Source organism: Acidovorax sp. SRB_24, from assembly GCF_012931925.1.
In genome coordinates, this window is sequence record NZ_MWOM01000189.1 from 1 (window position 1) to 655 (window position 655).

Below are 655 nucleotides of genomic sequence, written 5' to 3' on the forward strand. Positions count from 1 at the left end.
CACCGCAAGGAAAAGACCGTGATCATGCAGCGCATCCTGCGCAACGACGCCCAGATCCGCTGCTTGGCCGAGCCGTGGATGGCGCAGTTCGAGCACATGTTCGAGGGCCAGCCGCAGGTGATGCACTGATACGGATGTGCCTTCAACCGGCTAACGTCGTTGGCTCGCCTCGCCGTGCTAAAGCACTGTCTTCGGCTCCCCGCCTAGTTATCCAATGGGATGCACATCCGTATGCGACGGCGAAGCCCGCCCTGCCACGGGGCTGGGCTGGAAAGCGAAAATTGGGATGAAATCGGGCTCTGGCGCTTGCCTGGAAAGCGCTGAGTGCTATTAACTTGGTAGTAATGAGGCGTTGGTCCTGCGCAGGACCGCGCACCCGGGCCGGGAGCAATGCCGTGGTCTGGAATGTGAGTGAAATCGGGCTGTAGCGCTTATGCAGCAAGCGCTGCTAGCTATCCATTAAATAGTAAGAGCTCTGGCGCTGCGCCGGGCCGGGCGGCTCGGCCAAGCCAGGATGCCTCCGCCATCCAGGGTGATAGCGTGGCGCCCGGCAGGTGCCGGGCCCTACACCTGCATGTTCATGATGTCGGTATAGGCCTGCACCATGCGGTTGCGCACGTGCAGCGTGGCCTGGAAGCCGATCTGCGCCTTCTGG

2 protein-coding genes are annotated in these 655 nt (G+C 62.0%); one reads left to right on the plus strand and one right to left on the minus strand.

What is annotated here, in order from left to right; genetic code table 11:
• Nucleotides 1-129, plus strand: a 129-nt coding sequence (locus B2J89_RS22950) for a flagellar protein FliT (RefSeq protein ID WP_169170835.1), incomplete at its 5' end; no start/stop codon positions are given.
• Nucleotides 130-564: 435 nt separating this feature from the next.
• On the opposite strand, the gene B2J89_RS21425 is transcribed toward B2J89_RS22950, so the two are convergent.
• Nucleotides 565-655 (minus strand): flagellar hook-basal body complex protein FliE (locus B2J89_RS21425; protein ID WP_169170836.1); only part of this gene is annotated, 91 nt, incomplete at its 5' end.